Below are 25,402 nucleotides of genomic sequence, written 5' to 3'. Positions count from 1 at the left end.
GCTCAACCACCACCCTCTCGACCGGCGCGCATTCTACACGCCAGATCCAGCTTTGCAACCCCTCTTTTAAACTTAACTTATTGATTAACAAGAAGTTTTTGAAGAGCTTCATCGCTGAAGTGGCGCGCATTCTACATCCAGCAGAATGCGCGTCAAGCTTTTATTGCAACTTTCTTACGACTTTCGCCCAAAGCGATACCGGCCTGCTGCAACAGCTTCGCGATGACACTGAAGCGCATCAACAGTAGTGCGCTGCCAATGAGTGCATATGCCAACCACTCCCCCAGGTCCGCACGGACCACCCAGAGCATATGCAACAGCGCCAGCAGCAGAATGCCGTAAACCATACGATGCAGCGCCTTCCATTTGCGCCCCAGCTTTCTGATGCTGAAACGATTGGAAGTCATGGCCAATACCAGTAACCCGACAAACGCCAGCGCGCCGACGATGATGTACGGACGCTCATAAAGATCGCGCAGCACCAATTCAAGACGCAGCCCGGCAATGAATAGCACGTATCCCGAAAGATGCAGCACGACATAGGCAAAGCACCACAAGCCCAGCTGCCGCCGCACGGCGATCCATCCCCCCCAGCGACTGAGCTGTTGTAAGGGCGTCATGGCCAGAGTGATCAGCAGCAGGATCAGAGCACCCAGCCCCAGATTGTCTACCAGCACCTTGCCGGGGTCTGGCCCGAGCATGCCGAACAATGCCAGATACAACCAATACAGAGGCGCAGCAGAGGCAGCCATGAACACACCAATACGCCAGAGTCGATAGCGCATCAGTAGAACCTCGCCAAATCCATCCCGGCATAGAGCTCGGCCACTTCGTCATAACCGTTGAACATCCGGGTATCGATCACGTTCGGACTGAACAGCCCACTGGGCAGCCGTCGCTCGGTGGCCTGCGACCAGCGCGGGTGATCGACCTGCGGATTGACGTTGGCATAGAAGCCGTACTCGTTCGGCGCGATGCGCTCCCAGGTTGTCTTGGGCGCCTCGTCGACCAAGCTGATGCGCACGATCGACTTGATACTCTTGAAGCCATATTTCCAGGGCACCACCAGACGTAAAGGCGCGCCGTTCTGATTGGGCAAGACCCGCCCATACATGCCAACGGCCATGAAGGCCAGCGGATGCATGGCTTCATCCAGACGCAACCCTTCAACATAGGGCCAGTCGATCAAGGAAAAACCCGAGCGCTGTCCCGGCATATGCTCAGGGTCCACGAGGGTCTCGAAACGCACGTAGCGCGCAGCAGAAGTCGGCTCGACCTGCTTGAGCAGGTCAGCCAGCGGGAAGCCTAACCAGGGAATGACCATGGACCACGCCTCGACACAGCGCAGTCGGTAGACACGTTCTTCAAACGCATGAGGTTTGATCAGGTCCTCGATGGCATAGCGTCCAGGCTTGCCCACCTCACCGTCGACCATCACCGTCCAGGGCTCGACCTGCAACTTACCTGCATTGGCTGCCGGATCGCCCTTGCCGGTGCCGAACTCATAGAAGTTGTTGTAGTGGGTCGCATCCTTGAAGGGCGTGATGCTCTCCCCTTCGACCGTTATCGCTTGCCAGCGTGTAGCCGCCAGCTTTTCGTCGAACCAGCGGGGAGCCTTCGCCGGCTCAACATCGGCATAGACGCCCTGAGACTCGGCACTTGCCCAGCCCGGCATGGCTGCCATGGCCGCCAGCGCCAACGAGCTCTGCATCAGCTTGCGACGGGAAAGATAGACGGACTCGGGCGTGACTTCGGACTCGAGAGCCCGAGAGGAAGAAGGAACTCGGATGAGCATGACAACCCCGCGACTACAGTTCGAGAAACGAACTGTAGACCACGGAGTGGAAGAGAAATTACAGCGTCAGACAGATTTGCGACGACGCAACTGCAACAGGTACTGGATCGGCCCGGACACCGCATAGGCGAGGAAGATCAACAGCAGGATACGCGGCGGGTCGCTGAACACCACGGCGAATACCAGAACCACGGCCAGAATGGCCACGAACGGTACGCGACCTTTCAGGTCGAGGTCCTTGAAGCTGTAGTACTTGATGTTGCTGACCATCAGGCAGCCGGCAGCAGCCACCAACAACGCAACAGCGAAGGACATGTTCGAGCCCTTGATGCCGAAATCGCTGAATGCCCAGACAGTACCTGCAACGACACCCGCGGCAGCCGGGCTGGCCAGACCAATGAAGTAGCGTTTGTCGACGCTGCCGATCTGCGTATTGAAGCGCGCCAGGCGCAGCGCGGCGCCCGCGACATAGATGAAGGCGACCATCCAGCCAACCTTACCCAAACTCCCCAGCGCCCACTCGAACGCCAGCAGCGCAGGAGCCACACCAAAAGCGACCATGTCCGAGAGCGAGTCGTATTCGGCGCCGAAAGCGCTTTGCGTGTTGGTCAGCCGCGCGACACGGCCATCCAGGCTATCGAGCACCATGGCGACAAACACCGTGGCGGCAGCAACGTAGAAGTTGCCGTTCATAGCGTTGATGATGGAATAGAAACCGGCGAACAGGTTTGCCGTGGTGAACAGATTGGGCAGCAGATAGATGCCACGGTGGCGCACCTTACGCCCCTCGGCGTCCTGCCCTTCCTCAATGTGCTCGTCGATCGGCAGCAGGCTTTCCAAATTGTCGCCAGCCGGCTTTTGATCCTCGGGACCTTCACTCATGAACAGCACCTTGCAACGGGTTTGACTGATTTCGACAGGGGCGACTGAACTCAGTTCGCCACCTACGCGAGCAGGCTTTATACCAGAAGCCTCGCCACAGAACGAAAAAACGCGGCATAAAGCCGCGTTCTTTCGCACATCGCAGACCTTAGTTCTTGGTCTTGTCGACGATCTTGTTGGCAGCGATCCACGGCATCATCCCGCGCAGTTGCTCACCGATCACTTCGATACCGTGCGCAGCGTTGTTACGACGCTTGGCAGTCATCGACGGGTAGCCAGTGGCGCCTTCGCTGATGAACATCTTGGCGTACTCGCCGTCCTGAATGCGCTTCAGGGCGTTGCGCATGGCCTGACGGGACTCGGCGTTGATCACTTCCGGGCCGGTCACGTACTCGCCGTACTCAGCGTTGTTGGAGATCGAGTAGTTCATGTTGGCGATGCCGCCTTCGTACATGAGGTCAACGATCAGCTTCAGCTCGTGCAGGCACTCGAAATAGGCCATTTCCGGCGCGTAGCCAGCTTCGACCAGCGTTTCGAAACCAGCTTTGACCAGCTCGACGGTACCGCCGCACAGTACGGCCTGCTCGCCGAACAGGTCGGTTTCAGTCTCGTCCTTGAAGGTGGTTTCGATGATGCCGGTACGGCCACCGCCAACGCCCGAAGCGTAGGACAGAGCGACGTTCTTGGCGTTGCCGGAAGCGTCCTGATAAACAGCGATCAGGTCAGGGATGCCGCCGCCCTTGACGAACTCGGTGCGTACGGTGTGACCCGGAGCCTTCGGCGCGATCATGATCACATCGAGGTCGGCACGCGGTACAACCTGGTTGTAGTGGATGGCGAAGCCGTGGGAGAAGGCCAGGGTAGCACCCTGCTTGATGTTCGGCTCGATCTCGTTCTTGTACAGCTGACCCTGGAACTCGTCCGGGGTCAGGATCATGACCAGGTCAGCAGCGGCAACGGCGCTGGCCACGTCAGTCACTTTCAGGCCGTGGGCTTCAGCCTTGGCAACGGTAGCGGAGCCTTTGCGCAGACCGATGGTGACGTCGACACCGGAATCTTTCAGGTTGCAGGCCTGAGCGTGCCCCTGGGAGCCGTAACCGATGATGGCGACTTTCTTGCCCTGGATGATGGAAAGGTCGCAATCTTTGTCGTAATAAACTTTCATGTTCTTGGCTCTTCTGAATCGAAAGGGATGGGTGCGAGCACCGCGACAGAGGCACCTTAGGTGATCTTTCCCATTGCGTAAAATGATATATTTGCAACACAACGTGCCGATATATGAAACACAAATGGACAGTCACTGCCTCGCGCTTTTTCTCTCCCTCGCGGACAACCTGCACTTCGGCAAGACCAGCCGCGAGCAGCATGTCAGCCCCTCCGCGCTCAGCCGCAGCATCAAGCAGCTGGAAGAAGAAGTGGGCGCTGCACTGTTCGTACGCGACAACCGCTCCGTGCGCCTGACGCGTGAGGGACAACAATTTCGCGAATATGCCAGTGACGTGATGAGTGGCTGGCAGGCCATCCGCCAGACGTTCATGCAGGACCAGCAAAGCCTGCACGGTGAGCTTTCCCTATATTGCTCGGTCACGGCGAGCTACAGCTTTCTCTATGACATCCTCAGCAGCTTCCGCCAGGACTACCCACGTATCGAGATGAAACTGCATACCGGCGACCCGGCGAAAGCAGTCGAACGGGTACAGCAGGGGCTCGAAGATCTTGCCATCGGCGCCCGCCCGAACAACTTGCCAGCCGGCGTCGTCTTTCAATCGATCACCCGCTCCGAACTGCGCTTCATCGGCCCACAATCTCCGCAACTGCTGAGCGACGAGCAGCTCAGACAGCCCACAGCAGAAAACTGGAAAGACGTGCCGATGATTCTTTCTGAGGAAGGGTTGGCGCGAACACGCACTGATCGTTGGCTGAAAAGCCACAACATCAAGCCGCGCATCTACGCCCAGGTGAGCGGCAACGAGGCCATCGTCAGCATGGTCAGCCTGGGATTCGGTATCGGCGTGGCGCCACAGATCGTCCTCGACAACAGCCCGCTGGCGGCACGCATACGCATCTATGATATTCAGCCGCCGCTGACTGCGTATGACATCGGCCTGTTCGCCCTGGAAAAGCGCCTCAAGGATCCGCTGATCGCAGCGTTCTGGAACCGGCAGCGGTAGCGTCACCACGGCCTTCCTCAAATGACAGGCAATAAAAAGCCCCGCTCCTGGCGTAATGCTGTTCACATAAGAAGTGGTCGTACGCGATAGTCCCCTCGCCCCTTTGGGGAGAGGGTTAGGGAGAGGGGAAACTGGCAGTTTTGCGGCCTTTTCAGCCCTCTCCCCCTGCCCCTCTCCCATAAATGGGAGAGGGGAGCCAACGTCTGTAACCTTAAATGAACAGCATTACGCTCCTGGCGGGGCTTTTCATCGACACGTCACTCAGATACTCAGCACCTTGTCACCGCGCGAGATGCCGGTAACGCCACTGCGTACAGTTTCCAGAATCGACGCAGTGCCGATAGCCTGGAGGAAGCTGTCCAGCTTGTCGCTGGTACCACTCAGCTGAACGGTGTAGACGCTGCTGGTCACGTCCACGATCTGGCCGCGGAAGATGTCGGTGGTGCGCTTGACCTCGGCGCGCTGGGCGCCCGTGGCCTTGATCTTGACCAACATCAGTTCGCGCTCGATGTGAGCACTTTCCGACAGGTTGACCAGCTTGACCACCTCGACCAGCTTGTTGAGGTTCTTGGTGATCTGCTCAATCACCTCATCATGACCGACGGTAGTGAGGGTCAGACGCGACAGCGTCGGATCCTCGGTCGGCGCAACGGTGAGGCTCTCGATGTTGTAGTTACGCTGAGAGAACAGACCGACCACACGGGACAGTGCGCCCGGTTCGTTTTCCAGCAACAGGGAAATGATATGTCGCATCTTAGGTCCGCTCCGTCTTGCTCAGCCACATGTCACGCATCGCACCGTCTCTGATCTGCATCGGATAGACGTGCTCACTGGAGTCGACTGCAATGTCGAGGAACACCAGGCGATCCTTCATGGCGAAGGCTTCTTCCAGACCGGACTTGAGATCCTTGAGCTGAGTGATGCGCATACCGACGTGGCCATAGGCTTCAGCCAGTTTGACGAAGTCAGGCAGCGACTCCATGTAGGAATGCGAATAGCGGCTGTTGTATTGCATGTCCTGCCATTGGCGAACCATGCCCAACGCACCATTGTTCAGGTTGACGATCTTCACCGGCAGGTCGTACTGCAGGCAGGTCGACAATTCCTGAATGTTCATCTGAATGCTGCCTTCACCGGTCACGCAAGCCACGTCGGCTTCCGGGAAGTTCAGCTTGATGCCCATCGCGGCAGGAAAACCGAAGCCCATGGTGCCCAGACCACCGGAGTTGATCCAGCGATTGGGCTTGTTGAAGCGGTAATACTGCGCAGCGAACATCTGGTGCTGACCCACATCGGAGGTGACGAAAGCATCGCCCTTGGTCACTTCGCACAGAGTCTCGATTACGGTCTGCGGCTTGATGATCGAACCGTCGCCCTCGTTGTAGGGGAACAGACGACCGCTACCACGCCACTCATCGATCTGCTTCCACCAGCTGGCAACGGTGTCCTTGTTCGGGGTTTCACCGATTTCCTTGAGGATGGCGACCATCTCGGTCAGCACGCTGTCCACCGGACCGACGATTGGGATGTCTGCCTTGATGGTCTTGGAGATCGACGCCGGATCGATATCGATATGGATGATCTTGGCGTTCGGGCAGAACTTGGCCGCACCGTTGATCACACGATCATCGAAACGCGCACCCACAGCCAGGATCACGTCGGCGTGATGCATGGCGAGGTTGGCTGTGTAGCTGCCGTGCATGCCGAGCATGCCGAGGAACTGGCGATCGGTGCCCGGATAGCCACCGAGGCCCATCAGGGTATTGGTCACCGGCAGGTTGAGCATCTGTGCCAGCTCGGTCAGTGGTGCAGAAGCGCCACCCATGATCACACCACCGCCGGAGTACATGACCGGACGCTTGGCTGCCAGCAGCATCTCGGCTGCCTTGCGGATCTGCCCGGAGTGGCCACGCACGGCCGGGCTGTAAGAGCGCAGCTTGACCTTCTTCGGATAGACGTATTCAAACTTCTGGGTCGGATCGCCCATATCCTTGGGAATATCCACGACTACAGGACCCGGACGACCGGATTCGGCGAGATAGAACGCCTTCTTCAGGGTCTCGGGAATTTCCGAAGGATGCTTGATGATGAAGCTGTGTTTCACGATAGGCCGGGAGATACCGACCATGTCGGTTTCCTGGAAAGCGTCGGTACCCACCATGGCGCTCGGCACCTGGCCGGAGATCACCACCATCGGGATCGAATCCATGTAGGCAGTGGCGATGCCGGTAATGGCATTGGTCGCGCCTGGACCGGAAGTCACCAGCACCACACCGGCTTTGCCAGTGGCACGGGCATAACCGTCAGCCATGTGAGTCGCGGCCTGTTCGTGACGCACCAGAATATGAGTCACTTCCGGTTCTTTGAACAGGGCATCGTAGATATGCAGGAGAGCACCGCCAGGGTACCCATAGATGTGCTTAACGCCTTCGTCACGCAGGAAGCGGACGACCATTTCAGCGCCAGATAAAAGCTCCACGTTGTTCACCTCTTGAACGCCAGTGTGCCACCCACCAACGGGTAGCCCTAAGTAGGTTCTTACTGTCAGCAGACATGCACGATGGTGATCGTGGATTCGGAACATCAGCTTGACGAGTAACGGAGCAGCCCATGGTCTTGCGGGGCTGGCCCTCCCAGCGCGAGGTAACGCGTTGCGGGTGTCACGGTTCGGCGCGGGTAGCGCCTCTTTACCCCGAGCTGAAGGACGCTTGCGGCGGACTCCACTACGGGGGAAGGCTGGATTGTTCGGGTTCGGCGTGGGCAAGTCAAGAGATGCTTGACCTATTATTCAAACTGCTGCTGTGACGCAGCGCAGGATGAAGATCCCTGGCTTTTGGTTATAGTAACCAGCAGCACCGCAGCCCTAGATAAAGGAAACAGCATGCGCCACATGATTCTAACTGGCAGTTTGCTGCTCGCTCTGAGCACATCGGCCATGGCCAGCCAGATCTACAAATGGGTGGATGACAACGGCGTGACCCACTTCGGCGCACAACCGCCTCAGGGGCAGCAGTCCACAACCATCAACACGTCTGCACCACCGCCTACCTCCACGCCGAGCATGCCTGCACCGGCTGCCGATGAGCAGCCTGATCCGGAACAGGAAGCGATCGACAAGAAGGTCAAGGACCAGGTCGCGCAGCAAGAGGCCGAACGCAAGCAGTACTGCGAGAGCGCTCGTACCAATCTGGCCCAGCTGGAAAACAATCCGCGAGTACGAGTCGAGAGCGAGGGTGAAATGCGGCGCATCGGCGAAGATGAGCGTCAGGAACGCATCACCGAGCTGAAGAAATCCATCTCGGAAAACTGCAAGTAACATTAAATGCGCACGCCCTCAGGGCGTGCGCGTCAACAACCGATCGAACTCGCCAAGCAACTCCAGCAGACGACGCGCAACGCCTGGCTGCTCGCGATAGACCATCTCGGCCATCGGCTGAATCCCCGACACCGACGGCAAGGCCGCACCGGTTTCCAGCAACTGCTTCATCCTTGGCAGAAAAATCCACTGCAGCCACTGCTCGAATGCCAGTGTATCGACACAGAATGGCTCCTGACTGGCCAGCGCCTCGTCGCTAGGCGCCGATTCCTGCCACCAACCCAGAACACGCAGCTCACGCTCGATCAGCAGCAGGTGCTCGGCCAACTCACTTACACGAACCTCCATCAGAGGTTGACCCGAGCACGTTCACGCGCTTGCGCGGCGCCAGCAGAGTCGCCCTGACGCTCACGCGCCTGAGCGATCAGATTCCACAAGCTGGCCTGCAGGGCAGGACGGCCGCTGGCATAGGTCAGGCCGCGGCGGGCGAACTGTTCAGCCTGGGCAGCATCACCTTGAGCCAGGCGAACCTCTGCCAGACGATAGAGCACCTGCGGTTCACGCGGGGCAATACGCTGGGCACGCTCCAAGCTGGAAGCCGCGCCATTGAGATCGCCCCCCCCCTGCTGTTGCTGAGCAGTGGTCAGCAGAGCCAGGACAGGGCCATCCAGTTGCTCGTCCGCCGCCAGGCCGCCGCCACTGGGAATACCGCTGGGCATTTGAGGGGCCGAACTGTCGAAGCCGCCTTGAACCGGAGCCGATGGCTGATTGATCATCGGTTGATCAAATGTCAGCCCGCCGCTGGACGTCATTGGCTGCTCACCGGTCTGCAACGGCGACGAAGTGGCACCTTGCGGGACCATCACCACCACCCCGGAGTCTTCTTCGACACGCTGCGGAGTAGGTGCCGAAGCGGTATTCGAATACGAGTCGTCACCGCCAGACGACAGCGGAGCGCCGGCATCGATAACGGGAATCGAGCCTCGCGGTACCGTGCTGCAACCACTGAGCACCGCTGTTGCCAGCATCGTGGCAAGCCACTTCTTGTTCACATCCAATCCTCTTGAGGTAACACCGGATCACCCGATCCAGCTGTCAATCCAACCAGCCTCGCACCCAGTCCATAACGGACTCGACCGGCGCCTGAATCCCGCACGCCGAGCCTGGAGCGGGCTCACTGCCACGAATATAAGGCATCTGCACGGCATTCGGGCATCCCGAAGCCGAGCCCAGTCCGGTTTGGCGATCCACCCAGGCCTGAGTCACGTTGTCCGGCATGGGCATGTCGAGCGGCAGCGGGTCTGCCTTACGCATGAAGCCTGTCCACACCTGTAGCGCGCCGGTCGCACCGGTCAAAGGTGTCGGCCCGTTATCGTCACGCCCAAGCCAGACCACCGAAAGTAGGTCCTGGCTGAAGCCGGCGAACCAGCTGTCGCGTGAATCGTTACTGGTACCGGTCTTGCCGGCCAGGTTCAGGGAGCTGGGCAGTTGGCTGTAGACCGAACGACCGGTGCCCTCACGCATGGTGCGCTGCATGGCGTTTTGCACCAGATAAATGGCCCCGGGATCGAAACGCTGCTGAATCTTGAACGGGTAACGCCCCAGCGGCTCACCATCAGCGGTAAGCACACTGCGAATACCACGCAGCGGCGTATTGAAGCCACCATTGGCCAGGGTCTGATACATCCCGGCCACCTCCATCGGCGTCAACGCCCCCGCGCCGAGAAGCATTGACGGATACGCCGGCCACTTGCGCTCGACGCCCAGTCGCTCGAGGGTCTTGAGCACGTTGGGCACACCGATCTCCAGGCCAAGCTTGGCCGTGGACAGGTTGTACGAGTGCGCCAACCCCTGATACAGATAGATGGTGCCGTGCGCCTTGCGATCGTAGTTCTGCGGCGTCCATACCTGACCGTCCTGGCCTTTGATGGAGAAGGGTTCGTCCTCCAGCCAACTGGTCAGGGTGTACTGGCTCGGGCGCTCCAGCGCCGAAAGGTAGATGGCTGGCTTGATCAGCGAGCCAATCGGCCGCACGGCATCCAGTGCCCGGTTGAACCCAGCGAAGCGTGGCTGTCGGCTACCGATCAGTGCCTGCACCTCTCCCGTCTCCGGGTTGGTCACCACCATGCCGGCCTGCACCTGCTCAACGCCCTTGCGCCCGGCCAAACGCTTCAACGTTTCGGAAAGCGCCTCCTCGGCCTTGAGCTGCAGGATCGGATCGAAACTGGTGAAGATACGCAGCCCCTCCTCGGTCAGATCCTGCTCCCGGTAGTCCTCTCGCAGCTGGCGTTTGACCAGGTCAAGGAACGCCGGGAAGGAGCTATCGGCCATGCTGCCGCGAGATGAGACCCCCAATGGCTTCTGTTTGGCGGCCGCCGCTTCCTCGGCGGTGATGGTGCCCTGCTCGGCGAGCAAGTCGAGCACCAGGTTGCGCCGGGTCATGGCCCGCTCGGGGTTGCGCCGTGGATTGTAGTAAGTCGGCCCCTTGACCATCCCCACCAGCAGTGCCACCTGCTCCAGCTTCAGCTCGGAAACCGGCTGACTGAAAAAATACTGACTGGCGAGACCGAAACCGTGCACCGCGCGCTGCCCGTCCTGACCGAGAAACACCTCGTTCATGTAGGCTTCGAGAATCTCGCGCTTGTCGTAATGCAGTTCGAGCAGTACGGCCATCATCGCTTCGGTGGCCTTGCGCACCAGCGTCCGCTCATTGGTGAGGTAGAAGTTCTTCACCAACTGCTGGGTCAGCGTACTACCGCCCTGTACCAAACGCCCGGAGGTCGCGTTGATCCACAGCGCACGGGCGATGCCCTTAGGCGATACGCCGAAGTGATCGAAATAATCACGATCCTCCACCGCCACCAGCGCATCGATCAGATAAGCCGGAACCTGATCCAGCTTGATCAGGATACGGTCCTCCTGGTGCGCAGGATAAAGACCACCAATCAGCAGTGGCTCCAACCGCGCAACCGCCAGATCACCACCGTTAGCCTTATTCAGGCCAGCGACATAATCACCGGAGAAGCGCACGCGCACACGCTGCGCCGGTTCGGCGCCCTCGTAGAACTGAAAACCACGGCTGTGCAACTCGATATTGTTGCCTGCGACCGAAACCGCACCAGGTCCTTCGACCACATTCTCGCGACGGTAGCCCAGCGCATCGAGCTCTCGCAGGAAGTCGTCCTTGGCAAGTTTCTGCCCGACGAAAAGCTCCAGCGGCCTGGCGTAAACCTTCGCAGGTACCGTCCAGCGCTTGCCGGAAAATTTTTCCTGCACCACGGCATCCAGATAAACAGCAAAGCCGGCGAGGATCACCAGGCCGACCAGGCTAAGCTTCAGCCCCCAGGCGAGCCAGGGGCGCAAGGCTGAAGGACGGGATTTTTTCTTTGAGCGGGGGGAACGTTTTCGAGTCATGGCGGGATTATACGCACTTTGAATTGGGGCCAGCAGCGCCGCCCGGATGGTTTGCAGAGCAGCTCACAGCGGCCATAATGCCCAGCTCGAACAGCGTCTAGAACAAGGATCGAACGTGAGCCAAGCCCTGATTGCCGCATTGCAGAACCCGGCCCTGTATCCGCATCCCGTGGAAGGGTTTCAGGTGATTGAGACCCACATTTCCTGGGTTTTGCTCACTGGTACCTATGCCTACAAGATCAAAAAACCGGTCAACTTCGGCTTTCTCGATTTTACCGAGCTCGACGCCCGCCGACACTTCTGCGAAGAAGAGCTGCGACTCAACCAGCGCCTGACCCAGGATCTTTATCTGGACGTACTGCCGATCGGTGGTAGTGAAGACGCCCCGAGCCTCGATGGCAGCACACCGGCCATCGAATATGCGCTGAAAATGCGCCAGTTCCCTCAGGAGCAGCTACTCAGCGCGATCCAGGCGCGTGGCGAACTGGGTGACGCTCATATCGATGCACTGGCCGAGCAGATCGCCAGATTCCACCTCGAGGCGCCCAAAGTTGCTCAGCAGCATCCTCTGGGCACTGCCGAGGCGGTTATGGCCCCCGTGCAGCAGAACTTCGAGCAGATTCGCCCGATGCTCAACGACCAGGCGGACCTGCAGCAACTCGACGCGCTCGAGGGCTGGGCGCAGTCCAGCTATGAGCGACTGCAACCGCTGCTGAGCGAGCGCAAAGCGCAAGGCTTCATCCGTGAATGCCATGGCGATATTCACTTGGGCAATGCGGCTCAGATCGACGGCCGCGTGGTGCTGTTCGACTGCATCGAATTCAACGAACCCTTCCGCCTGACTGACGTGACAGCGGATATTGCCTTCCTGGCCATGGACCTCGAGGACCGCGGCCTCAAGTGCCTGGCACGACGCTTCGTCAGTGGCTGGCTGGAACACACCGGCGACTATGCCGCGTTGCAATTGCTGAATTTCTACAAGGCCTATCGCGCCATGGTTCGCGGCAAGGTGGCGCTGTTCCGCCTGGGACAGGAGCAGAACCCCGTGCAACGCGCGGTCATTCTCCGCCAATACCGGGGCTATGCGGCACTGGCCGAGAGCTACAGCGCCATTCCCTCGCCTTTCCTGGCGATCACCCATGGTGTGTCAGCCGTGGGCAAAAGCCATGTAGCCATGCGCCTGGTCGAGGCCCTGGGTACCGTTCGCCTGCGCTCCGACATCGAGCGCAAACGCCTGTTCGGCGAACAGAGCGCTGAGGCCAAGGACAAACTGGCCGCAGGTATCTACACCGACGATGCCAGCCAGGCGACCTACGAGCGCCTGCACCAGCTGGCCCGTCAGGCACTACAAGCCGGCTTTCCGGTGGTAATCGACGCCACTTATCTGAAAGCAGCGCAACGCCAGGCCGCCAGCGAAGTTGCAGAGGAAACAGGCGCTCCGTTCCTGATTCTCGACTGTGACGCACCAGAAGCCGTGATCGCCAGTTGGCTGGAACAGCGCCAGAGCGAGGGCAAGGACCCTTCCGATGCGACGCTGGACGTGATCAAGGCTCAGCAAGCCAGTCGCGAACCGCTCAGCGAAGAAGAGCAGAGCCACAGCAAGCACGTCGACACCCATGACAGCGCCAGCCTGGACAGCCTGATCGAACGTATCCGCCAACGCCTGCCGGGCATCTGAGCCCATCACAAGTTGGTCTGCAGCTGCCGGGCAAAGCCCGGCAGGGCTTCTATACTGCCGGTGAAACAATCACCGGTATCCGCCATGAGCCAGCCGCGCCAGCTTGATCATCCGCTTTACCACCTCCTGCACAATGACGACGTGCAAGGCTTCAACGCGCAGAAGCCCAAAGGCGTGGAGGTCGACCTGTCGGGCGGAGACTTCCGCGGGCTGGATTTACGCAATCTGGATACCGAAGCCGTCAATTTCACCGACGCCTATTTTCGCGGAGCCGATCTTCGCGGCCTGGACTTGCGCAATGCCAAGATAGAAGGCGCAAGCTTGGCACACGCGCAGATATCCGGTGCCTACTTCCCTGTCGAACTGACCGCGGACGAAATTCTCATGTCAGTGAACTTCGGCACCCGCTTGCGCTATCGCACCAAGTAATGGCGCGGATACAGCGACGTAAAAACACCAAGGCAATAGGCCGCTACACTCTGTAGCAGGCACGCCAACGTGATTTTCAGCCGCACGCATGGAGGCCCAATGAACGACGAACTGCAACATCTGAAGAACCTAGGCAAAACATCAGCCCAATGGCTGCATGCAGTAGGCATACACAGCGCCAACGACCTTCGTCGCTATGGCGCCGTCGGCGCCTACCGGGCAGTCAGAGCCAGAGGTTTCCGGGCCTCCAGGGTGTTGCTGTACGCCATCGAAGGCGCCCTGCTCGACGTGCACTGGAACGAACTGCCTCCTGCGCACAAGGCCGAACTGAACGGCAAACTGGACGAAGTCCAAAGCGACAACAAGAGCTAGCTCACAACACTGGCGCAAGATGATTTACTCGAACGCTCACGCAGCCTATTGTTTCAGGGACCTTCGTGCGGACAGCCAGCACAGCCAGTTCAAGGAATTATGGTTATGTATTTACTCGGGGAGCAACCGGCCTACGCCGACCAGTTGATCAATCGTCTGCAAAGCATCCCCACTCAGTTGCTGGAAGGGCTGCAACCTGCTGGCGAGCCTCTGCGATTGGAGCGGATCGACGACCTGGCGCAGGCTCTGCCTGGCAACCAGCTGTTCATCATCGAAAGCGGTCTGCTCCATGCGGTGGTAGATGAACGGCCACTGTTCTATCTGCAGGAAGGTGATCTGGTCGGATTGCGCCAAGGCATCGACCTGCCGAGCTGCCGTTACAACAGCGAAGAACCCATCAGCCTGATTCCCTACTCGCGCAGCCAGGTGTTCCAGCATATTCATGCCGATGAACAGCGCCAGGAACAGTTCATCCAGTACCTGATCGGTCACACTGCCCTGCTTTCCGATGCACTGGCACGCCTGAAGCAACCGGAGATTCGCCCAGCCACCGGCTTCCAGCATTTCGCTGCCGGCGAGGAGCTGATCCACCAGGGTGATGAGGCCGACCATGTGTTCATCATCATCGAAGGCCACGCCGAAGCCTTTGTGGATGGACAGAAAGTCGGTGACGTGCAGAAAGACGAGATCTTCGGCGCCATGGCGGTATTCACCCGCGAGAAGCGCAGCGCCACGGTCGTCGCCAGCGAGCCCTGCACAGTCATGGTGATCCCCAAGGAGCAATTTCTCAGCCTGATGCAGAGCAACCCGCGCATTGCCCACAGCCTCATCGAGAGCATGGCGCGCCGCATCGATCTGCTGAACAAGGAAGTTACCCAGCTGCGCCTGCCTGGAGAGTCCTGATCTCCCCTGATAACGAAAAACCCGGCTAGATGCCGGGTTTTTCGCTTTTGCGAGCCCCTCAAAAAAATTCAGGAATGCGCTCAAAAAGCGTTGACTTGATAATGAGAACGGTTATTATTATCTCAACTGGTCGCGAGATCAGCCGATAAGCTAAAGAGACCATTCAGTCGGACTCTTCAGATTATCTCCTCATCAGGCTAATCACGGTTATTGACCCGGCTCTTTGCCGGGTCTTTTTTTGTGTGGCCTACCATCTCTGGTGGCCACCCTTCGGGTCGGCGGCGGAGCCGACGTCAAAAATCGCTCCCGGCGATTTTTTGCCTTCTCGACACCCTGGAAACGCCATGAGAAAAATTCTCAAAAAGGCGTTGACGACGTAATGAGAATTGTTATTATTACACCATCTGATCGCGAGATCAGTCGATAAGCTAAAGAGACCATTCAGTCGGACTCTTCAGATTATCTCCTCATCAGGCTAATCACGGTTATTAACCCGGCTCTTTGCCGGGTTTTTTTTGTGCTGTGCCGCCCCAGATTTCTGGGCAAAACACGTATAGCCGCCTCAGTCGTCGACCTGCGCCAACCAGTCCGGCAAGTTGAAATGCAGGCTGATACGCGAGATCAAGCCGTCACGAACTTCGAAGAACGCCCCTACACGCAGTTCGTAGCGCTGCCCGCACGCCTCTGGAAGGCCCTCGTCGGTCGCCAGGTACTCTCCAACCACGCGATACTCGCAAGCGGCATGGCTACCCTGCGGCTCAACCAAAATCACCAGTTGCTCGAACGTTTCGCGGTAGCAGTGCAAATGCCGCTCGAGATAGCCCGCAAATGCTGCACGTCCATGTTCGGCAAACCCCTGGTTGGGCTCCAGCACCAGATCATCACTGACCAGGGCCAGACAACCACGAATGTCCCGATCATTGAGGGCGGTGAAATATCGTTGCAGCAGGTCGCGAACATCGGTGGGCATGGCGCAGCATCCAGATCGGCAAAGCGCCGAGAATACCCCGCCAGCAGCGCAAGAAAGGCGCCTAGGGTCGCAGTTTGGCGCAGTGATCCTGCTCTGGCTGCGCGGCAGTGAACCAGACGTAGTCCGCCATCGAGGCCTCCACTTCACGCCCGACCTCGGCCAGGATCAGTACAACGTTGCCCTCTCCAGCATCAAGGTCTGCCAGATGCAGCGGCACTCCCAGGTCCTTGCGTACATGAAAGGCTCCCGCCAGCAACAGGCTCGGTTGCGCCGCCGCCAGCAGTGCCTCGGCCATACGCCGATCACGCTGTTGCTGGACGGAAAGCATTGCCGGGATCTGGCTGTCCGGCAGCAAGCCGCAGTGCGACTCGCGGATATCACCCAGCAACTTCTCCCGCACAATCGCAGCGGTGGACGCGCGTCCCTGCAACAGCGGACGCTGCCGGTAGATCTGCATGACCTCGTCACGATCCAGATTGGCCGCCAGTAACGGATAAGGCTGGCGCAACTGATACTGAACCAGCGCACCGTACATCGACCAATCCCAACCCGGTTGCCAGGCCAGCGCCTGGATAGCATCGACAGGTGGCTGACCGGCCCGCGCCTCTTCCTGTGCCCGCTCGACCCTGGCCTGCTGGTCAGGACTGATCATCTCCATCAGCAAACTGCCCTGCGGACGTTGGGCAGACAGCTCACGTGACAACCACAGCTGCAGGGCATGGTGATCCGGATTGTCGTGCTGCTCGCCCACCAATACCCGCGACGCTGCCGACAGGCGTTTGACCAACTGCTCAGGGGAGATAGCTTCACCGCTGTGCAGGTCGACTATCAGTCCCAGGTCGGCATAATCACGGCCCTCGGGCGCGATAGGACCAGGTGGTGGCAACACACCTCGTGATTGGCAAGCAACCAGCAAGGACAGGCAGCAGAGCAACAACATTCGCATGGAGAGGTCCTGAATCAAATCAACGCGCCACGATCAGCGGATGGCCGCGCTCCGGGTGCCGCTGAATCAACACATCGAGGCCGAACACTGCGCGCAACGGGTCGGCCTGTAGTACGTCTTCGGGACTGCCGAAGCCGTGGGGGCGTCCATCCTGCAGCAGCAAAATACGATCACAGTAGCGCGCCGCCAGGTTCAGGTCATGCAGGATGACCAGTACCGCCGCACCCTGGCTGGCAAAATCGCGGACCGCCTGCAAGGTGGTGTGCTGATGCAACGGGTCCAGTGCCGAAGTCGGCTCGTCGAGCAGTAACACCTGCCCTTCCCCGCCGGGCCATAGCTGCGCAAGCACCCGCGCCAGGTGCACGCGCTGACGCTCACCACCGGACAGCGCCAGATAGCTGCGCCCTTGCAGATGCTCGGCGTCAGCGGCACGCAGTGCCATGCTGACGATCTCGGCGTCACGTACACGCCCACTGGCATGCGGCAGGCGCCCCATACCGACCACCGCCTCCACCGGAAAGGCGAAACCAAGCGTCGAGCTCTGCGGCAAGACAGCCAGACGACGCGCCCGCTCTCGCCCCTCCCAGTCATTCAACATTCGCGCGTCGAGGCTCACCCGCCCCTCGTTCGGCTCGAGCTCGCCGCACAGGGCGCCGAGCAAGGTGCTCTTGCCTGCCCCGTTGGGGCCAAGCACACCCAGCACTTCGCCTGGCTGGAGCGCCAGCTCGATATCCGCCAACACGGTCTTGCCGCCTCGGCGCACGCTTAGGTTTTCTGCGCGTAACATCAGGCTCGCCCTCGTACCAGCAGATAAAGGAAGAACGGTGCACCGATCAGGGCAGTAACGATACCGATCGGCAATTCCGCCGGCGCCAGCAGCAGACGCGCCAGCAGATCGGCCAGCAGCAGCAAGCTGCCCCCAGCCAGCAAGGACGCCGGCAGCAGTACGCGATGATCGGGCCCCACCAGCAGGCGCATAAGATGCGGCACCACCAACCCGATGAAACCGATCAGGCCCGCCGCCGCCACCGCAGCGCCGACACCCAGAGCGGTGCACAGGACCAGCTCCAGCTTGATACGCTCGACATCGAAGCCCAGATGACGCGCCTCTGACTCCCCCAGCAGCAGCGCATTGAGCGCCGAGGCGCGCCGTGGCAGCCAGACTGCGATGCCCAACGTGACCAGCAGCAAGGGCCACAATCGCGGATAGCTGGCGCCGTTCAGGCTACCGAGGTTCCAGAAGGTCAGGCTGCGCAGGGTCGCGTCGTCGGCCAGATAGGTGAGCAGCCCGACACCGGCGCCGGACATGGCCGTCAACGCCACACCGGCCAGAAGCATGGTCGCGACGTTGGTCTGCCCCTCGCGGCGACCGAAACGGTACACCACAGCGGTCACGATCAGCCCCCCGGTGAATGCGCAGATCGACAACAAATAAGGCGCGATAGCCGCTGGCAGGCCACCGATCATGCTGCCACCGACGATGGCGATGGCGGCGCCCAGCGCGGCTCCGCCAGCGACACCGACCAGGCCCGGATCAGCCAGCGGATTGCGAAAGAGCCCCTGCATGGCCACACCGGACAGCGCCAGCACGATGCCCACACACAGCCCGAGGAGACTACGCGGCAGACGAATCTGGCCAAGAATCAGCTCGGCCTGTTGCAGACCGTCAGCATTGACAGGTAGCCCCAGCAAGCGCAGTGCGGCCAGCAAGGTATCAGACAACGGCAGGCTGACAGGCCCCAGGGCCAGAGACAGCCAGAACGAAAGCAATAGAAGAACGCCCATTGCCAGCAGCAATGGGCGGGGACGAAAAACTGGGTTCATCGGTCGAGTTCGGCCGTCAGAGCTGGCTCGGAAGGATAGAACGCTGCCGACAACTCGGCCAGCCCCTCTGGCAGGCGTGGACCCAGACCGCCTACCAGCAACGTCGGGTCGAGGCTCAGCAGTCGGCCATCACGCGCAGCGCTGGTCTGCTGCAACACCGGGTTCTGACTCAGCAATGCCTGGCGCGCCTCTTCACCTTGCAGACTACGATCGGCAAAAATCACTACCTGCGGGTCCATAGCCAACAGTGCTTCGTTGGAAATCGGCTTGTAGCCGCTGTGCTCGGTGCGGCTTTCACCGCCCGCCTGCTCGATCATCCACACCGCCAGGCTGCCCTCACCTGCCGCCATGACGCTGCTACCAGCATGCCCCAACAGCATCAGCACACGCGGCGCCGGGTGCCGCTCACGCGCGCTGGCGACCCACTGCGCCTGATTTCGCAAAGCCTGCCGATAGGCCGCCATTTCCTCACGCGCCTGTTCCGCTGTGCCGAGCAACTCGCCCAGGCGCAGTACATTGGCTTCTAGCACGTCCAGTTCGGGTTTGGCCGAAAGGTTCTCGACACGGATACCGGCAGCCTTGATCTGCTCAACCACTGGCGGCGGTCCCATTTCCTCGCTACCGATCAGAATATCCGGACGCAGCGACAACACCCCTTCCGCCGAGAGCGCACGCTGGTAACCAATACTGGGCAATTGGCGCAGCGATTGGGGGTGCAAGCTGGTGGTATCGACACCGACCAGCTTGCGCTCGCCGCCCAGGCGCACCACCCACTCGCTGAGCGAGCCGCCGGAGCTGACCCAGCGCTGCGGCAGGTCGGCAGCGGCGATGAGAGGACTGAACAGTAGCGCGCCACACAGTGGCAGGATCCGCTTCAAATACATCTCAAGCCTCCAGTACGGCAATGGATTCGACCAGCTCGCGCCAGTCATCACGCTCGGCCATGCCCGGTTTGCGCGCGCCGAACAACTGAACGACCAACTCACCGTCTGCATCGAAAGCCTCAAGGCTGGTGATCACCCCATCCACACTCGGCTTGCGAACCCGCCATAGCTCGACCACGCCGGTGGTTCGCAAATGCAGGTTGAATTCGGCATCGAGCACATTGAACCAGGTGTCCATCCAGCGCAGGTTACTCACCGGCCCGGTGTGAATCTGGATGCAATGGCGGTTACCGACGAACACCATGATCGGCACCTCGCGCTGCGCGGCCGCCTCCATCAACCGGGGCAGTTCGGCAGTGGCCAGCGGCTCGGCCCACTCATGGCCGGCCAGACGTAAAGCCTGAGTACGGGCCACCTCGTGGCGCTTGAGCATGGCGAAGAAGTGGTGCGTGTCCTTCAGCTGAGCCCAGTCAGTGCGCAGCGCAGCGGCATCGACCTGGCTGTCGGCGCGCGGCGCCTGGCGCTCCGCCAGGGGCTGCAAATCCAGTTCAGCGCTTTGCGCCTCGTCACGGAAGCGCTCGACCAGCGGCGCCCAAGCCGCCTCCTCGCTACGCTCGGTCAGGTAGACCTTGTGTACCGCAACGCCCTGGCGGTCGAAGATCTGGATGCTGCGCTGCACACCACGCTCGCGGTTCTCGGCAATGGCGAATGCACTGGCCCACTGGCTCAAGAACAGCCGCAGGTCGATGTCGGCAGAGACCACCAGCCCCATTGCGCCATTGGCACTGACCGAGACCTCACGATAGAGCCCTTTGCGCTCGTGCACGCAGTGTTCGTTGCGGGTCAGGGCCATGATGTAACCCAGATCGCCCAGCCCCGGTAGCAGCTGCGCCCAGTCAGTGCGCAAGCGTACGGCATCCACGCCGAGGCGGCTCGCTGTGAGCTCGACTTCACTGACGCCCAACTCGGCTGCCGCATCGCGGGCACGCAGACGCGGCTGCTCGATACGCAGGTTCTGCCAGGTTTGATAAAGGTTGGAAGCCGGCAAGACGGCGGGATTCACGTTATTCATCGGGACAACTCCTCTCACGGCAAGACGTGCCCACTGTTTCGGAACAGCAGTGCAAAGACACCAAACGATAATCTACCTGAGAATTATTTGCATCAGATAAATAATCTGGTTAACGTCTTGCGCCGTCGCCAACCAGGCAGTCGCAGAACTGCCAAGCATGCCCGGAGTCATCACCATGTCCCTTCACCCGCCCTACCGCCGCCGTCCATGGCTGGCGTTGTTGATGCTGTTTCCATCGCTAACCCTGGCCAACACGCCGGCCGAACTACCCGATGTCGAAGTCACCGCCAACGCGCTCAAGCAGTCATTGCCAACCACCACCAAGACCGATGCAGATACGCTCGAGCGTCGCCAGATACGCAGCTTCGATGACTTGTCGCGGCGCGCTGAGCCTGGCCTGAACTACAACCGCAACAACAACAGCATCAACATCCGCGGCCTGGACCGCGACCGCGTCCTGACCACCATCGACGGCATTCGCATGCCCTGGCTGAATGATGCAGTACGCGAGGTAAATGGTGGTCTGGACAGCATCGACTTTCAGAGCCTGTCCGCGATCGACGTGGTCCGCGGCGCCAACTCCAGTCAGGTCGGTTCAGGGGCTCTGGGTGGCGCGCTGCAACTGCGCACGCTGAGCCCGGATGATCTTCTGGGGGAAGGGGACGAATTCGCCACCCTGGTGAAGAGCGACTATGACAGCGCAGATCAGAGCTGGGGGCTGAACGCTGCACTGGCGGGCCGATTCAACGACACCTCATGGCTACTCCAGGCTGGTGGCCGTCAAGGGCATGAACTCGAAAACCAGGGTAACGGTAATGTACTCGGTACCCAGCGTACCGCCGCCAACCCCAGCGATACCGATCAACACAGCTTGCTGCTGAAGATCCAGCAGAAACTGTCTGCCAACCATCGCATCGGCATGACCGCCGAGCTGTTCGAACGCATCGAAGACATAGACAGCCGCATCAACCAGGGCACGGCCAACTACCCCCGACACTATGACAGCCGCGAAACCAACGAACGCAAGCGGCTTTCGTTCGACCATCAATACCGCGCCGAGAATGGCAACAACCTGCTGGACTGGGCAGACACCGTGGTCTACTGGCAGAAGCTCTACCGGGAAGACGAAGTCGATGCGACTCGGGCAGGAACCCTGGCCGGCCCCTTCGGCCGTAGCAATGAAATTGAAAAGACCCAGTACGGCGTGAACACCAGCCTGGGCAAGCAACTGGGCCAGCACAACCTGACGCTGGGCGCCGAGTGGAGCCGCGTTGAAGCCGAGCAGTACAGTGGCGGTTACGATGCCTGCCCCGCCGTGCTGATACCGCCCTTTCCGCCACAGCCAGGCAGCACACCCGCTGGCATCTACTTCGCCTGCGTCAACCTGCATACCAATCAGGCCGAGATGCCGAAAACGCCGGGCACACTCTATGGCCTCTACCTGAAAGACGACATCGCCCTCAGCGATACCCTGACCCTCACGCCCGGCTTGCGTTACGACCGCTATGAGTACAAACCCAAGAGCGGCACCAGTGGCTACGTACTCGCCGGCGACAGCGCGATGCTCGCCGAGAACAAGGACTCCAAGTGGTCCGGCAGCCTGCTGCTGACCTGGCAGGCGCACCCGCTGGCGACCCTCTATGCGCAGTGGGCGCAAGGCTTCAAGGCTCCGGACGTCAACGAGCTGTACAGCACCTTCACCAACTCTGGCATGGGTTACGCGCGTGTAGGCAATCCCAACCTCAAGCCGGAGCAAAGCACCGGTTACGAAGTGGGCGCGCGCCTGGGCGACGACCACCTGGGAGGCTCCATCAGCCTGTTCGACAACCACTACAAGAACTTCATCGACAGCATCACCGCCAATGAAGCGGACTATGGTTTCCAGCCCGGCGAATTCCCGACCTTCTTCGAAGTGATGGAAAACCGCGACAAGGTGCGCATCTACGGCGCCGAGGGCAGCGCGCACTGGCAATTCATGCCGTCCTGGCAGCTCTGGTCTTCTATTGCCTGGGCTGTGGGCAAGGATCGCCAAACCAATCAGCACCTGAACTCGGTAGCTCCACTGACCGGCACCCTTGGCCTCAGTTACACCGAGCAGCGCTACGGCGCAGATCTGATGCTGACCGCTGCACGCAGTCGCAACAAGGTCGAGAACGACGGCGACTTCAAGGCGCCGGGTTACGCCGTAGTCGACCTGACCGGCTACTGGCAACCGGCTGTACTGGATGGCGTCAAACTGCAGGCAGGCCTGTTCAACCTGTTCGACAAGAAGTACTGGAACGCGATCAATGTCCCCAGCACGGGTGGCCGAACCGCAGCACAACCCGTTGACTACTACAGCGAACCAGGACGCAACTTCCGCGTATCGGCATCCTGGCAATTCTGAGTTCCACTTGGCGCATGGATGCGCCCTCCTCTTTCCTGCGGGATAATCGGCCTCGTTGACGGCGCCACGCGCCACCTTCCGCCCATGGCAGAAGGACACACACGAGAGAACACGATGATTCGCCTATGCGCCCCACACGAACTGGCTGAAGGTCAGAGCCGGGGCTTTCTGATCGACCAACTGAATCTGCTCGCCATCCGCCGCGACGGCCAGGTGCATGCCTATCTCAACCGCTGCCCACACCGCGGCATAGCCCTGGAGTGGCAGAAGGACGACTTTCTCGATGACAGCGGCAGCCTGATTCGCTGCGCCACCCATGGCGCGCTGTTTCTGATCGAAAACGGTGAATGCGTGGCCGGGCCTTGCGAAGGCCAGGCGCTGCAGACGCTGGAATGCAAGGAAGACGCAAACGGAATCTGGATCGCACCCTAGGGGGCGCTGCTCCCAAAGCAGAAGCCGGTGCGCACAGCGCACCCTACGCCAGAACGTCCAGCCGACGAACCAAGGCGATGCCCTCAGGCGTGAGTTCGGCGCCGTAAGCCAGCACTTCGACACCAGCCGCCTTGGCCTCACGCAGGCCGGCGGCGTAGGTCGGGTCGATTTCCTCGGCAGCCCGCACTGCAGTGATGCCGGAAAGATTCACGCAGTACAGTTGCACGGTGCGCACACCAACACGCGCCAGCGCTGCCAACTCACGCAGGTGCTTGGCGCCTCGCTGCGTCACGGCATCGGGAAAAGCGGCCACGTCGCTACCAGCGAAGCCCAGGGTGACACTCTTGACCTCGACGAAGGTCGGCCCGTCGGGGTAGTCCAGGCGAAAGTCGGCGCGGCTGTTCTCCACCCCATAGGGCACCTCGCGCTTGAGCGCGGTGAAGCCGTTCAACTCGCTGATCAGCCCGGCGCGTAGCGCCTCCTCCACCAGAGCATTGGCCCGCGCAGTGTTGATACAGGCCAACCGCCCCTGCGGCGTTTCGCTGATTTCCCAGCTACCCGGCAGCTTGCGCTTGGGGTCGTTGCTGCGACTGAACCACACCCGGCAGCCTTCGCTCATGCAGTTGAGCATCGACCCCGTGTTGGCGCAGTGGATGGTCAGCTTCTCGCCGCTGGCGGTCTCGATATCAGCAAGAAAGCGCTTGTAGCGGCGCAGCAAGCGCCCTTCTTCCAGGGGCGGATCAAAGCGCATCGGGCTTCCAGCTCTTCAGGCCACGGGCAATACGTTCGACAGCCTGCTGCAGGCGCTCGACGTTCTGCGTATAAGCGAAACGCACATGATGCCCCGCCTGGTGGCGACCAAAATCCAGCCCTGGGGTGAACGCCACATGCTCGGTTTCGATGAAGTGGCGGCAGAAGGCGAAGGCATCACCGCCGAAGGCGCTGATGTCTGCATATAGATAGAAGGCGCCTTCAGGCTCGACGGCGATACCGAACCCCAGCTCACGCAGTGCCGGCAACAGGTAGTCGCGGCGACGCTGGAATTCGTGGCGGCGTTCTTCGAGGATGGCCAGGGTGTCCGGCTCGAAGCAGGCCAGCGCCGCATGCTGAGCCATGCTCGGTGCGCTGATATAAAGGTTCTGCGCCAGCTTCTCCAGCTCCGGCACCGCGGCTTCGGGTGCCACCAGCCAACCCAGGCGCCAGCCGGTCATGCCGAAATATTTGGAGAAACTATTGAGCACGAAGGCGTCATCATCCACCTCCAGCACACTCGGCGCATCACAGCCATAGGTCAGGCCATGGTAAATCTCGTCCACCACCAGATGGCCGCCACGCTGCTTCAGGCAGGTCGCCAGCGCCGCCAGCTCATCTTTGAGCAGCAGCGTCCCGGTCGGGTTGGCTGGCGAAGCGACCAGCGCGCCGACACTGCCAGCGTCCCAGTGCCGCTCGACCAGTTGCGGGGTGAGCTGATAACGCACCTCCGGACCAACCGGCACCAGTTGCGCAGCACCTTCGACCAAGCGCAGGAAGTGGCGGTTGCATGGGTAGCCAGGGTCGGCCAGCAGCCAGTGCTTGCCGGGATCGACCAGCAGGCTGGCGGCCAGCAGCAGCGCACCGGAGCCGCCCGGCGTGATGAGGATGCGCTGTGGATCGACATTGAGCCGGTAACGTTCGGCGTAGAAACCAGCAATCGCTTCGCGTAGCTGCGGCAAACCGCGAGCCGCGGTGTATCGGGTGTGCCCGGCAGCCAACGCGGCCTGACCGGCGCGGATGATCGGCTCGGCGGTGGTGAAATCCGGCTCACCGATCTCCAGATGAATGACGTCGTGACCGGCGGCCTGCAGCTCGTTGGCACGCGCCAGCAGAGCCATGACATGGAAGGGTTCGATGGCGCGACTGCGCCCGCTATAGAGCTGAGCCATGGATCT

General features: G+C 60.5%; 25 protein-coding genes. 8 read left to right on the top strand and 17 right to left on the bottom strand.

Annotated elements, in window-relative coordinates:
- Positions 1-152 precede the first annotated feature (152 nt).
- From msrQ to ilvC, 4 genes are all read right to left on the bottom strand, one after another.
- Positions 153-785 carry a protein-methionine-sulfoxide reductase heme-binding subunit MsrQ gene (msrQ, locus tag ACJRW5_RS24320; RefSeq protein WP_484573046.1) on the bottom strand — a complete coding sequence of 211 codons (633 nt, stop codon included), beginning with the start codon at positions 783-785 and terminating at the stop codon, positions 153-155.
- Complete coding sequence (gene msrP, locus ACJRW5_RS24315) at positions 785-1,795, bottom strand: protein-methionine-sulfoxide reductase catalytic subunit MsrP (protein ID WP_484573045.1); 1,011 nt, start codon at positions 1,793-1,795, stop codon at positions 785-787. The genes msrQ and msrP overlap by 1 nt, the downstream gene beginning before the upstream one ends.
- 66 nt (positions 1,796-1,861) lie before the next feature.
- Positions 1,862-2,677, bottom strand: coding sequence for a CDP-diacylglycerol--serine O-phosphatidyltransferase (gene pssA, locus ACJRW5_RS24310; protein ID WP_484573044.1), 816 nt, complete (start codon positions 2,675-2,677; stop codon positions 1,862-1,864).
- 148 nt (positions 2,678-2,825) lie between these two features.
- Entirely contained in the window at positions 2,826-3,842 is a 1,017-nt protein-coding gene (gene ilvC, locus ACJRW5_RS24305) for a ketol-acid reductoisomerase (RefSeq protein WP_037057270.1), read from the bottom strand.
- A gap of 124 nt (positions 3,843-3,966) precedes the next feature.
- Here ilvC and ilvY point away from each other — a divergent pair, with 124 nt between their 5' ends.
- Complete coding sequence (ilvY, locus tag ACJRW5_RS24300; RefSeq protein ID WP_484573043.1) at positions 3,967-4,848, top strand: HTH-type transcriptional activator IlvY; 882 nt, start codon at positions 3,967-3,969, stop codon at positions 4,846-4,848.
- A 261-nt stretch (positions 4,849-5,109) separates the two neighbouring features.
- On the opposite strand, the gene ilvN is transcribed toward ilvY, so the two are convergent.
- Both ilvN and ACJRW5_RS24290 read right to left on the bottom strand, forming a co-directional pair.
- A complete protein-coding gene (ilvN, locus tag ACJRW5_RS24295) occupies positions 5,110-5,601 on the bottom strand; it encodes an acetolactate synthase small subunit (protein WP_484573042.1) in 492 nt (163 codons plus the stop codon).
- A gap of 1 nt (position 5,602) precedes the next feature.
- Positions 5,603-7,327: an acetolactate synthase 3 large subunit gene (locus ACJRW5_RS24290; RefSeq protein ID WP_484573041.1), complete on the bottom strand. Its 1,725-nt coding sequence runs from the start codon at positions 7,325-7,327 to the stop codon at positions 5,603-5,605.
- Between the two features lie 402 nt (positions 7,328-7,729).
- On the opposite strand from ACJRW5_RS24290, the gene ACJRW5_RS24285 reads away from it, so the two are divergent.
- Entirely contained in the window at positions 7,730-8,164 is a 435-nt protein-coding gene (locus ACJRW5_RS24285; protein WP_484573040.1) for a DUF4124 domain-containing protein, read from the top strand.
- An 18-nt stretch (positions 8,165-8,182) separates the two neighbouring features.
- On the opposite strand, the gene ACJRW5_RS24280 is transcribed toward ACJRW5_RS24285, so the two are convergent.
- From ACJRW5_RS24280 to mrcB, 3 genes are all read right to left on the bottom strand, one after another.
- On the bottom strand, positions 8,183-8,512 hold the full coding sequence (locus tag ACJRW5_RS24280; RefSeq protein ID WP_484573039.1) for a YqcC family protein: 330 nt from the start codon (positions 8,510-8,512) through the stop codon (positions 8,183-8,185).
- Entirely contained in the window at positions 8,512-9,192 is a 681-nt protein-coding gene (locus ACJRW5_RS24275) for a tetratricopeptide repeat protein (RefSeq protein WP_484573048.1), read from the bottom strand. Before ACJRW5_RS24275 ends, ACJRW5_RS24280 begins: the two co-directional genes overlap by 1 nt.
- Before the next feature lie 67 nt (positions 9,193-9,259).
- On the bottom strand, positions 9,260-11,578 hold the full coding sequence (gene mrcB / locus ACJRW5_RS24270; protein ID WP_484573038.1) for a penicillin-binding protein 1B: 2,319 nt from the start codon (positions 11,576-11,578) through the stop codon (positions 9,260-9,262).
- Positions 11,579-11,693: 115 nt separating this feature from the next.
- Here mrcB and ACJRW5_RS24265 point away from each other — a divergent pair, with 115 nt between their 5' ends.
- From ACJRW5_RS24265 to ACJRW5_RS24250, 4 genes are all read left to right on the top strand, one after another.
- Positions 11,694-13,256, top strand: coding sequence for a bifunctional aminoglycoside phosphotransferase/ATP-binding protein (locus ACJRW5_RS24265; RefSeq protein ID WP_484573037.1), 1,563 nt, complete (start codon positions 11,694-11,696; stop codon positions 13,254-13,256).
- An 84-nt stretch (positions 13,257-13,340) separates the two neighbouring features.
- Positions 13,341-13,685, top strand: coding sequence for a pentapeptide repeat-containing protein (locus tag ACJRW5_RS24260; protein WP_484573036.1), 345 nt, complete (start codon positions 13,341-13,343; stop codon positions 13,683-13,685).
- 99 nt (positions 13,686-13,784) lie between these two features.
- Entirely contained in the window at positions 13,785-14,057 is a 273-nt protein-coding gene (locus tag ACJRW5_RS24255; protein ID WP_484573035.1) for a TfoX/Sxy family protein, read from the top strand.
- A gap of 105 nt (positions 14,058-14,162) precedes the next feature.
- Positions 14,163-14,960, top strand: coding sequence for a cyclic nucleotide-binding domain-containing protein (locus tag ACJRW5_RS24250; RefSeq protein ID WP_484573034.1), 798 nt, complete (start codon positions 14,163-14,165; stop codon positions 14,958-14,960).
- 562 nt (positions 14,961-15,522) lie between these two features.
- On the opposite strand, the gene ACJRW5_RS24245 is transcribed toward ACJRW5_RS24250, so the two are convergent.
- From ACJRW5_RS24245 to ACJRW5_RS24220, 6 genes are all read right to left on the bottom strand, one after another.
- Entirely contained in the window at positions 15,523-15,930 is a 408-nt protein-coding gene (locus ACJRW5_RS24245; RefSeq protein WP_484573033.1) for a nuclear transport factor 2 family protein, read from the bottom strand.
- 61 nt (positions 15,931-15,991) lie between these two features.
- Positions 15,992-16,876 carry a ChaN family lipoprotein gene (locus ACJRW5_RS24240; RefSeq protein ID WP_484573032.1) on the bottom strand — a complete coding sequence of 295 codons (885 nt, stop codon included), beginning with the start codon at positions 16,874-16,876 and terminating at the stop codon, positions 15,992-15,994.
- A gap of 19 nt (positions 16,877-16,895) precedes the next feature.
- Positions 16,896-17,663 (bottom strand): heme ABC transporter ATP-binding protein, encoded by a 768-nt coding sequence (locus ACJRW5_RS24235; protein ID WP_484573031.1) that lies wholly within the window; start codon positions 17,661-17,663, stop codon positions 16,896-16,898.
- Positions 17,663-18,646 carry a FecCD family ABC transporter permease gene (locus ACJRW5_RS24230; protein ID WP_484573047.1) on the bottom strand — a complete coding sequence of 328 codons (984 nt, stop codon included), beginning with the start codon at positions 18,644-18,646 and terminating at the stop codon, positions 17,663-17,665. Before ACJRW5_RS24230 ends, ACJRW5_RS24235 begins: the two co-directional genes overlap by 1 nt.
- Before the next feature lie 50 nt (positions 18,647-18,696).
- Positions 18,697-19,584: a heme/hemin ABC transporter substrate-binding protein gene (locus ACJRW5_RS24225; RefSeq protein ID WP_484573030.1), complete on the bottom strand. Its 888-nt coding sequence runs from the start codon at positions 19,582-19,584 to the stop codon at positions 18,697-18,699.
- A gap of 1 nt (position 19,585) precedes the next feature.
- Entirely contained in the window at positions 19,586-20,656 is a 1,071-nt protein-coding gene (locus ACJRW5_RS24220) for a hemin-degrading factor (RefSeq protein ID WP_484573029.1), read from the bottom strand.
- A 175-nt stretch (positions 20,657-20,831) separates the two neighbouring features.
- Here ACJRW5_RS24220 and ACJRW5_RS24215 point away from each other — a divergent pair, with 175 nt between their 5' ends.
- The gene (locus ACJRW5_RS24215) at positions 20,832-23,042 is read left to right on the top strand and encodes a TonB-dependent hemoglobin/transferrin/lactoferrin family receptor (protein ID WP_484573028.1); all 2,211 of its coding nucleotides are present in this window, start codon (positions 20,832-20,834) and stop codon (positions 23,040-23,042) included.
- Positions 23,043-23,156: 114 nt separating this feature from the next.
- Complete coding sequence (locus tag ACJRW5_RS24210; protein ID WP_484573027.1) at positions 23,157-23,474, top strand: Rieske (2Fe-2S) protein; 318 nt, start codon at positions 23,157-23,159, stop codon at positions 23,472-23,474.
- A gap of 43 nt (positions 23,475-23,517) precedes the next feature.
- On the opposite strand, the gene sfsA is transcribed toward ACJRW5_RS24210, so the two are convergent.
- Positions 23,518-24,225: a DNA/RNA nuclease SfsA gene (sfsA, locus tag ACJRW5_RS24205; RefSeq protein WP_484573026.1), complete on the bottom strand. Its 708-nt coding sequence runs from the start codon at positions 24,223-24,225 to the stop codon at positions 23,518-23,520.
- A complete protein-coding gene (locus tag ACJRW5_RS24200; RefSeq protein WP_484573025.1) occupies positions 24,215-25,396 on the bottom strand; it encodes a pyridoxal phosphate-dependent aminotransferase in 1,182 nt (393 codons plus the stop codon). The genes sfsA and ACJRW5_RS24200 overlap by 11 nt, the downstream gene beginning before the upstream one ends.
- Positions 25,397-25,402: the final 6 nt, after the last annotated feature.

It is taken from the genome of Pseudomonas pichavaramensis (assembly GCF_050473265.1).
Classification (GTDB): Bacteria; Pseudomonadota; Gammaproteobacteria; order Pseudomonadales; family Pseudomonadaceae; genus Aquipseudomonas.
The sequence above is the reverse complement of the archived record's forward strand: the minus strand, read 5'-3'. Positions and strand labels throughout refer to the sequence as shown.

Coding starts and splice junctions, on each gene's coding strand:
- ACJRW5_RS24285 (WP_484573040.1), top strand. CDS start 7,730: ATGCGCCACATGATTCTAACTGGCAGTTTGCTGCTCGCTCTGAGCACA.
- ACJRW5_RS24235 (WP_484573031.1), bottom strand. CDS start 17,663: ATGTTACGCGCAGAAAACCTAAGCGTGCGCCGAGGCGGCAAGACCGTG.
- ACJRW5_RS24245 (WP_484573033.1), bottom strand. CDS start 15,930: ATGCCCACCGATGTTCGCGACCTGCTGCAACGATATTTCACCGCCCTC.
- ilvC (WP_037057270.1), bottom strand. CDS start 3,842: ATGAAAGTTTATTACGACAAAGATTGCGACCTTTCCATCATCCAGGGC.
- ACJRW5_RS24200 (WP_484573025.1), bottom strand. CDS start 25,396: ATGGCTCAGCTCTATAGCGGGCGCAGTCGCGCCATCGAACCCTTCCAT.
- msrQ (WP_484573046.1), bottom strand. CDS start 785: ATGCGCTATCGACTCTGGCGTATTGGTGTGTTCATGGCTGCCTCTGCT.
- msrP (WP_484573045.1), bottom strand. CDS start 1,795: ATGCTCATCCGAGTTCCTTCTTCCTCTCGGGCTCTCGAGTCCGAAGTC.
- sfsA (WP_484573026.1), bottom strand. CDS start 24,225: ATGCGCTTTGATCCGCCCCTGGAAGAAGGGCGCTTGCTGCGCCGCTAC.
- ilvN (WP_484573042.1), bottom strand. CDS start 5,601: ATGCGACATATCATTTCCCTGTTGCTGGAAAACGAACCGGGCGCACTG.
- ACJRW5_RS24275 (WP_484573048.1), bottom strand. CDS start 9,192: ATGCTGGCAACAGCGGTGCTCAGTGGTTGCAGCACGGTACCGCGAGGC.
- ACJRW5_RS24210 (WP_484573027.1), top strand. CDS start 23,157: ATGATTCGCCTATGCGCCCCACACGAACTGGCTGAAGGTCAGAGCCGG.
- ACJRW5_RS24250 (WP_484573034.1), top strand. CDS start 14,163: ATGTATTTACTCGGGGAGCAACCGGCCTACGCCGACCAGTTGATCAAT.
- ilvY (WP_484573043.1), top strand. CDS start 3,967: ATGGACAGTCACTGCCTCGCGCTTTTTCTCTCCCTCGCGGACAACCTG.
- ACJRW5_RS24255 (WP_484573035.1), top strand. CDS start 13,785: ATGAACGACGAACTGCAACATCTGAAGAACCTAGGCAAAACATCAGCC.
- ACJRW5_RS24220 (WP_484573029.1), bottom strand. CDS start 20,656: ATGAATAACGTGAATCCCGCCGTCTTGCCGGCTTCCAACCTTTATCAA.
- mrcB (WP_484573038.1), bottom strand. CDS start 11,578: ATGACTCGAAAACGTTCCCCCCGCTCAAAGAAAAAATCCCGTCCTTCA.
- ACJRW5_RS24280 (WP_484573039.1), bottom strand. CDS start 8,512: ATGGAGGTTCGTGTAAGTGAGTTGGCCGAGCACCTGCTGCTGATCGAG.
- ACJRW5_RS24260 (WP_484573036.1), top strand. CDS start 13,341: ATGAGCCAGCCGCGCCAGCTTGATCATCCGCTTTACCACCTCCTGCAC.
- ACJRW5_RS24225 (WP_484573030.1), bottom strand. CDS start 19,584: ATGTATTTGAAGCGGATCCTGCCACTGTGTGGCGCGCTACTGTTCAGT.
- ACJRW5_RS24240 (WP_484573032.1), bottom strand. CDS start 16,876: ATGCGAATGTTGTTGCTCTGCTGCCTGTCCTTGCTGGTTGCTTGCCAA.
- ACJRW5_RS24215 (WP_484573028.1), top strand. CDS start 20,832: ATGTCCCTTCACCCGCCCTACCGCCGCCGTCCATGGCTGGCGTTGTTG.
- pssA (WP_484573044.1), bottom strand. CDS start 2,677: ATGAGTGAAGGTCCCGAGGATCAAAAGCCGGCTGGCGACAATTTGGAA.